Origin of the sequence: Streptomyces sp. NPDC005648 (assembly GCF_040605395.1) — a bacterium.
GTDB lineage: Bacteria > Actinomycetota > Actinomycetes > Streptomycetales > Streptomycetaceae > Streptomyces.
In genome coordinates this window covers 20,004-27,100 of sequence record NZ_JBEXCS010000119.1, presented here as the reverse complement: position 1 = coordinate 27,100, position 7,097 = coordinate 20,004, and the positions used below count along the sequence as shown (strand labels likewise).

Sequence of the window (7,097 nt, the reverse complement as noted above, 5' to 3'; positions counted from 1 at the left end):
CTCGGCGGTGGTCGCGGTTCCGCCCAGGTCGCGGGTGCGGGTATCGGTCTTGGCCAGGACCGACGCGATCGCGTCCGTGATGTCCTTGGCCGCGGACGGGTGAAGAGCTTCGCCGGCCGGCGGCGGTGGCCGCGCGGGTACGCTGATCACGATCCGACCGAATCATGGAAGCGGGGCCGACACGTGGAGCTGGCCTTCACCGGCACGGTGATCGAATGGCGTGGACCCGCGCCGTACTACTTCGTCCCGGTGCCCGAGGAGGAGTCCGCCGACATCCGGTCGGTGGCGGTGGCGGCCACCTATGGCTGGGGTGTGATCCCGGTGACCGCGCACATGGGCGACACCGCCTTCGAGACCTCGCTCTTCCCGAAGGACGGCGCGTATCTGCTGCCGCTCAAGGCCGCGGTGCGTCGGCCTCGGGGGCTGTCGGCGGGGGACGACGTGGCGGTGCGGCTGACGGTACGGCTCCCCGTCCACGGCGAGTCCGGCCGAGCGGTCTGATGCGGCTGCCCGGGATGCCGCTGCACGACCCGTTCGTCGTGGCCGACGAGGCGACCCGCGTCTATCACCTCTACACGTCCAACGATCCGTCCGTGTCCGGCGTGGACGGTGTCGGCACGATGGTCTACCGCAGCCGGGACCTGCTCGACTGGGAACGCCCCGTCGTGGTCTTCCGGACCGCCGACCAGGAGGGCCTCTGGGCGACCGACGGCGGCTGGGCGCCCGAGGTGCACCCGTGGCAGGGCAGGTACTACCTGTTCACCACCCTGCACGACCAGGACGAACCGCTGCCGGCCCCACCGCCCGGGAAGTGGGGCACCCCGTTCCCCACGAGGACCCATCCGCGCGGCACCGTCACCGCGGTCTCCGACTCCCCGCTCGGCCCGTTCACCGTCGTCGACACCGCCCGCCCCACCCCACCGGCCCACCTCATGACGCTGGACGGCACGCTGTACGTCGACCCGTCCGGGCAGCCCTGGATGGTGTACGCCCATGAGTGGCTCCAGACCATCGACGGCACCATGGAGGCGATCCGGCTGGCCCCGGACCTCACCGGCACGATCGGCGACCCCGTCTTCCTGTTCAAGGGCTCGGACGCGTCCTGGCTCGGCGAGGGGATACCGGCCGGCGTACCCCACCAGCTCCCGCCCTATGTCACCGACGGCCCCCAGCTCCACCGCACGCCCGACGGCTCACTCCTCATGCTGTGGTCGACGTACGAGAAGAACGTCGTGGGCGAGGACGGCACCCTGACCGGCGGCTACGTCCAGACCTACGCCGTCTCCGACTCCGGTGACCTCCACGGCCCCTGGCGCCAGCGACGCCCCCTCGTCCGCGAGGACAGCGGTCACGGCATGCTCTTCCGCACCTTCGACGACCGGCTGATGATGATCCTGCACCGGCCGTTCGAGAACGCCCGGGGCAAGCTGTACGAGATGGAGCTCATCGGCGACGAGTTGCGTGTGCTGCGGCGGCGCGCCGATCTCGACGGGGGCGGGTGAGGAAGCGGGGCCGGACCCGCGCCCCCTCGCCCAGGAACCTGCTAGTCTCCCCAGCCCGGCTCCGGTGCCGCCCTGGCGCGCATCATCACGCAGTCGAACTCCACCACCCGGCCCGTGGTGGATTCGCGTGACACCGAGTACAGGCCGGTGACCTCGAAGCCGGCGGCCTGGTACTCGGCCACGGCCTCGCTCATCGGTGGGCAGCCCTCGTACAGCGGCAGCAGGGCGACCTCGGACACCAGTCCCACGAAGTCCCCTGTCCGGTCTCCGGCGCCCTTGAAGACCTCCAGGTCATAGCCCTGGGTGTCCATCTTCAGGAACGGGCGCGGCTCGTCGACGCCGGCGAGGGCCTCGTCGATCACGTCGGCCAGGCGGCGGACGCGGACCGCCTCGGTCCGGGTCTCGGTGAACCGCTCGTAGCGGCCTCGGCCGTAATCGCTCGGCGCCAGCAGGGAGTTCATGGTGTCCCAGCCGGTGTGGATGAAGCCGGCCCTCTCCTCGCGGCCCAGGGCGAGTTGGTGCACCTGCCAGTCGGGATCGCCGGCGGCCGCCCTCGACAACTGAGCGAAGGCGGCCGAGGCCGGCTCGAAGGACACGATCCGGCCGGTGTACCCCAGCTCGCGCAGTTCCCCGGCGAACTGCCCGACATTCGCCCCGACGTCGAACACGCAGTTGACACGGTACAAGTCCAGCATCTCGCCGATGTGATGGTGGCACAGGTACTCGGAGGCCAGCGACTGCAGCCCCCGTGTGGCCGGACCGGTCGCCTGCGGGCCCGGGTCGGCCATCATCTCCAGCAGCCGTCGCACCGGCGTCACTCGTCGTTCACCCACCGCATGAGCCGCTGCAGGGGGTAGAAACCGTCGTGGGAAAGACCCGGCGGCATACCGCCCGCCCCGCCCAGGGAGACCACGCGTTGCACCCCGGCGCAGGCGAGGGCGTCCCGCAACTCCGGCTTGCGCGTGTCGGGGTAGACGCCGACCGTCTGGGTGGCGACCCCGGCGTGTGCGACGGCCTCGGACAGGTCGGAGACGGGAACGACGTCGACGATCTTTCCGTCGGGGTGGAAGTCCACCGGTTCCGGGGAGCGGACGACCAGGCCCCGACCGTCGTAACCGCCCCAGGCCCGGTACTCCGGCGCCAGGGAGCGCAGTACGTCGATCTCCTCGCGCAGGGCGGCGGGGACCCGCGGACCGGCGGCCGAGCTGAACTCCCTGGCGACGCCCAGGCGTTCACACAGCAGAGCGGCGTACCGGTCGGCCTCCTCCACGGTGCCCTCGACGAACTGGAAGCGACTGGCCACGCACGCCTGCTGGTTGAAGAACGTGGCGTCGGCGGCGCCCGCCTCGGCGGCCTCGGCCAGCGTCCGCGGGGACTCGAAGGCCTCGCGCCCGATCAGTGAGATGGAGGTCTTCGGATCGAAGGAGACCAGTTCGAAGCCCGGGCCGACATAGCGCAGCGCCCCGCGGATCGTCGCCTCGCCGCCCCAGGCGACCAGCTTGTCGAAGAACTGGGGGCGGAACAGCACGCTCTCCACCGTCTCGTCGCCGCCGCGCCAGTACACCGCGGAGAACGAGCGCACCACGGGGTGACCGGGGGCCACCGCGGCCATGGTGCGCAGGATGGCGGTCGCGGTGAACAGGTCGTTCGAGGGCAGCTTCAGCAGATTGACGCCCTTGGTCAGGGCGCCGCGCACGACGGACGTCGCCGCGACGCCGGGGGCATTGCCGGCGATGATGTGCACCAGACGGGGCGGGAACGCGCGCGTGGCCGCGACGCGGCCCTCGGGCAGGCGCACCTCGCGCCAGCCGTCGAGCACGTCCGCTCCGCCGAGTTCGTGGTCGATCTGGGCGTACAGGCCGGGTCGCCGGAAGCTGCGCCAGAGCGCCGCGTAGGCCCGTTCCAGCACCTCGGCGGGGAGCGGGCTGACGTGGATCATCCGGTCGAGGGCTTCGGCGAGCAGCCCCTGCCGGTCCGCCTTCAGCGCCTCGCCCGTCTCCACCAGCAGGTCCACGATCTCCGCGGTGGGCACGTGGAAGGCGGGCCCGGGTTCGGTGCGGGGCCACACGAGGCGGTCGAGATCGAGTACCGGTGCGGTGAAGGCGCTCTGCCGGCTGCCGTGTTCGGTGCGGGGCCCCTCGTCGATCGCGCCGCGGATCACGTGCACGACGGCGACCGGGTCCGCCGCGGTGCTGTCGAGAGTCGTGCCGCTCATCCGTGGATCATCCCCCGCACATAGGAGTCGAGTGTGGCCGCGCAGGTGATCTTGTCGTCGCCGCCGAGGTCGCCGTAGCGCTGGATGTCCGGCAGGACGACGGGCCCCGGCCTGCCGCAGTCGCAGCGGGAGAAGTCGACGAGGACCCGGTCGCCGCTGATCAACCCGCCCCAGCGGCCTTCGAGTGAGACGTCCAGGAAGGCGAACCGGCCCTCCACGACTCCGTGTTCGCGGTTGAGCAGTGTCTCGCCCTCCTGGTCGAGGACCAGCGGGATCACCCAGGGCGGGACGTGGTAGTTGCCCTTCTCGCAGGCGAGGCAGGATCCCTGAAGCTCCGTCATGCCGTAGCTGCGCACCCTGCGGACACCGTCGTAGAAGGCGGCGAACTGCTGCTGGTAGTCGTCGGGCAGGGCACGGCCCTTGTTGCCGCCGCCGCTGAGCACCAGGGTGTCCGGGTGGAGGCTGCCGTCCATGACGCCACGGGCGCGCAGGGACTGGATGAGCGCGAACTGCTGGTTGTTCATGCCGGCGATCAGCAGCGGCTCGTCGCGGTGCGCGGCGATGTCGTCGACGATGCGGGTGACAGCCGCGTCCAGTTCCCTCTCCCGGGCCTCGGAGGTGGTCTCGAAGGAGCTGATCTCCTGCGGTGTCGCGGTGCCCTCCGCCATCCGGCGGCGCAGCAGCGCGCTGCTCATCAGCTCGGACACCCGCAAGGGGTCCTCGGTCAGCAGCCGGGTCTCGCCAGGGCGGGCGAAGACCTCCGCGTGCCATCGGAAGCCGTCGATGGAGCGCATCGGGCCGCTCGCCGGTGCGAGGAGGTAGCCGCGGCGGGTGGGTTTCGGCGGCAGCGGGTCGGGCCAGCAGGTGAGGTGCTCCAGGATGTCGCGCAGGAAACTCAGGTCGCTCGCCGAGCAGTTGAGGAAGGACACCTTTCCCGAGGTGCCGCTGGTGATGTACGGGCGGTGGCCGGCGGCCGTGATGCGCGCGGTCCACTCGTCGATGTCGCGTACGCCCTCGACGTCGACATCTCCCGGTTCGAGGGCCGAGACGCTGGTGTACCAGCGCAGCAGCCGGTCCCAGCGGCCGGCGGTGATGAGGGAGACGGGGTACGACTTGTAGCTGGTGTGCGAGAAGAGGAGGGGCACGAGGTCCTTGAGGTCGCCGACCTCGCGGACGCCGGTCTCCTCCGCCCGGGTGCGCAGCAGCGGGATGCGCTCCCGGTGGGCGGCGAAGGCCTCCCGGGCGGCTTCGAGCTGCAACTCCCTCATGTCTTCGGCAGGTTGGTCGAAGGTGTCGCCGGACAGGACCAGGGATCGGATCTGATCGCGTGCGCTAGGCACAGCACCCACCTCAATCGGTCGCATACGTTGTCTTCGGCGTGCTCGGCGTGCTCGGCGCGCTCGGTGTGCTCTGTGCGCTCGGTGTGCTCTGTGCGAGATACGCCGACTCGATGGAACCCAGGTCCGCGCGCAGGTCCTTGGGGGTGCCGGCCAGGGTGACGCGACCGCGGTGCAGCACGTACACGCGGTCCGCGATGTCCAGCACCTTGCGCACGTGCTGCTCCACGAGCAGCACACCGAGGCCCCGGTCGGCCGCCTGCCGTACCGCGCGCAGCAGGCGGTCGACCACCAACGGGGCGAGGCCGAGGGAGAGTTCGTCCGCGAGGAGCAGCCTCGGGGCGCGGGACAACGCCCGTGCCAGCGAGAGCATCTGCTGCTCGCCGCCCGACAGCATGCCCGCGCCGGTCCTGAGCCGTTTGGCCAGCTCGGGGAAGAGTTCCAGGGCCTGTTCGGTCGCCACCCGGCCGACCCGCAGGTTGTCCGCGGTGTCGAGGCGGGAGAACACCGCCCGCTCACCGACGTAGGCCAGGCCCTGGCGGGCGCGGCGGTGCAGCGGTGCGCGGGTGGCGTCTCCCAGCCAGCGGACCTCGCCGCCCATCGGGGGCAGGTCGCCCGCCAGCGCCCTCAGTGTGGTGGTCTTGCCGGCGCCGTTGGGCCCGAGAAGGGCGACGACCTCGCCGGGGCGGACCTCCATGTCGAGATCGCTCACGACGGGCTGACTGCCGTATCCGGCGCACAGGGCGCGGGCTTCGACCAGGGGCTCGGTGTCGTGCACGGACGTCCTCCCGGTCAGCCGGCCGGCGTGGCCGTCAGCACCTTGCGGACGTCGACGAAGGTCGATCCCGGCTTCGCCCACTCGATCCTGCCGCCGCGGATGGTGAGTTCGGTGGCGGTGGTGTTGTGGATGCGGTCCAGGCCCTTGATCGGCAGGGCTGTCGAGGCCTTCCAGGTCAGCGCGGGGGTCAGACCGCCGGTGTCGACACCGGCGGTGGTGTTCAGCTCCTGCACCAGGGCCCCCGCCGAGATCGTGGACAGCTGCTTGGCCGCCTCGGTGAAGACCTTGAACGCCACCCAGGTCGTCTCGTTGGCGCCGTTGGTGGTGTCGATGCCCTTGTCGCCCTTGGTGGCGGCGAGGAAGTCCTTCCAGGCGGGGTCGGAGGTCGGCGGGTAGTAGCCGGTGATCGCCGCCCCCTCCAGCGGTCCGCCGCTTCCGCCGGTGCTCGCGGCCAGCTGCGGGGTGAGGTTGCCGACGACGCTGCCGAGCTTGGTCTTCGCGCCGGACTGGACGTACGACTTCACGAACAGGCCCGAGGCGGTGCCCAGGATGACGCTGACGCAGTCGCTGCCCTTGGTGGCGGCGGCGACCTGGGGGGCGAGGTCGGTGGCGGTGAGCGGCACCTTGATGTCCTTGGGGACGGCGCCTCCGGCGGAGGTGGCCCCGAGGGCCAGGAACTGCGAGACGATCGCGGCGGCCGCCAGGTCGTACCGGACGCCGGCGATCTTCTTGCAGCCCTCCTGGACCAGTTGCCGGCCGTGCGCGGCGAAGATCGCCGGGGTGCCTCCGTTGACCGGGAAGGACAGCGGGTTGGAGAACTCCGCGGCCGAGACGCCGGTACCGCCGAGGTAGGGGATGCCGGCCTTCTGCAGGATCGGCATGTAGCGGTCGCCCGCGAGGCTGTACGACCCCACGACCGCGACCACCTTGTCGGCCACCGCCTGCTGGGCGCACTTCTCGGCCTCGTCGGGGTCGTTCTTCTCGTTGCAGGTGAGCACCTTCAGCGGGCCCCCCTTGATCCCGCCGTTGGCGTTGACCCACTTCTCGTAGGCCTGGGCGGTGAGGCGGACCCCGGGCTGGGCGCTGCCCTGGGTGTTCTCCGGCGCCCAGACCATCACCTTGACGGGCGTGCCCTTCAGGGAGGTCTCCGTCGAGCTGCCGGACGCCTGTCCCCCGCATCCGGCGGCGAACAGGGTTCCGGTCACCGCGAGACAGGTCGCCGCGGCGCTTCTGCGTCGGCGTGAGTCGTTCATGGTCCCTCCGCT

At 71.2% G+C, this 7,097-nt stretch carries 7 protein-coding genes; 2 read left to right on the top strand and 5 right to left on the bottom strand.

Features of this window, described 5'->3' with window-relative positions:
- Nucleotides 1-183: 183 nt before the first annotated feature.
- Nucleotides 184-501 (top strand): DUF1905 domain-containing protein, encoded by a 318-nt coding sequence (locus tag ABZT17_RS40460; protein ID WP_356356977.1) that lies wholly within the window; start codon nt 184-186, stop codon nt 499-501.
- Nucleotides 501-1,502, top strand: a complete 1,002-nt coding sequence (locus ABZT17_RS40455) for a glycoside hydrolase family 43 protein (protein WP_356356975.1) — start codon at nt 501-503, stop codon at nt 1,500-1,502. Before ABZT17_RS40460 ends, ABZT17_RS40455 begins: the two co-directional genes overlap by 1 nt.
- 41 nt (nt 1,503-1,543) lie before the next feature.
- Here the strand turns inward: ABZT17_RS40455 and ABZT17_RS40450 are convergent, their stop codons facing one another.
- From ABZT17_RS40450 to ABZT17_RS40430, 5 genes are read right to left on the bottom strand one after another with little or no spacing between them, the layout of a single operon-like run.
- Entirely contained in the window at nt 1,544-2,320 is a 777-nt protein-coding gene (locus ABZT17_RS40450; protein WP_356356974.1) for an FkbM family methyltransferase, read from the bottom strand.
- Nucleotides 2,317-3,717, bottom strand: coding sequence for an acyl-CoA reductase (locus ABZT17_RS40445; protein ID WP_356356972.1), 1,401 nt, complete (start codon nt 3,715-3,717; stop codon nt 2,317-2,319). Before ABZT17_RS40445 ends, ABZT17_RS40450 begins: the two co-directional genes overlap by 4 nt.
- Entirely contained in the window at nt 3,714-5,057 is a 1,344-nt protein-coding gene (locus ABZT17_RS40440) for a hypothetical protein (RefSeq protein WP_356356970.1), read from the bottom strand. The genes ABZT17_RS40445 and ABZT17_RS40440 overlap by 4 nt, the downstream gene beginning before the upstream one ends.
- A gap of 10 nt (nt 5,058-5,067) precedes the next feature.
- Entirely contained in the window at nt 5,068-5,832 is a 765-nt protein-coding gene (locus ABZT17_RS40435) for an ABC transporter ATP-binding protein (RefSeq protein WP_356356968.1), read from the bottom strand.
- Nucleotides 5,833-5,846: 14 nt separating this feature from the next.
- Nucleotides 5,847-7,085, bottom strand: coding sequence for an ABC transporter substrate-binding protein (locus ABZT17_RS40430; RefSeq protein ID WP_356356966.1), 1,239 nt, complete (start codon nt 7,083-7,085; stop codon nt 5,847-5,849).
- Nucleotides 7,086-7,097: the final 12 nt, after the last annotated feature.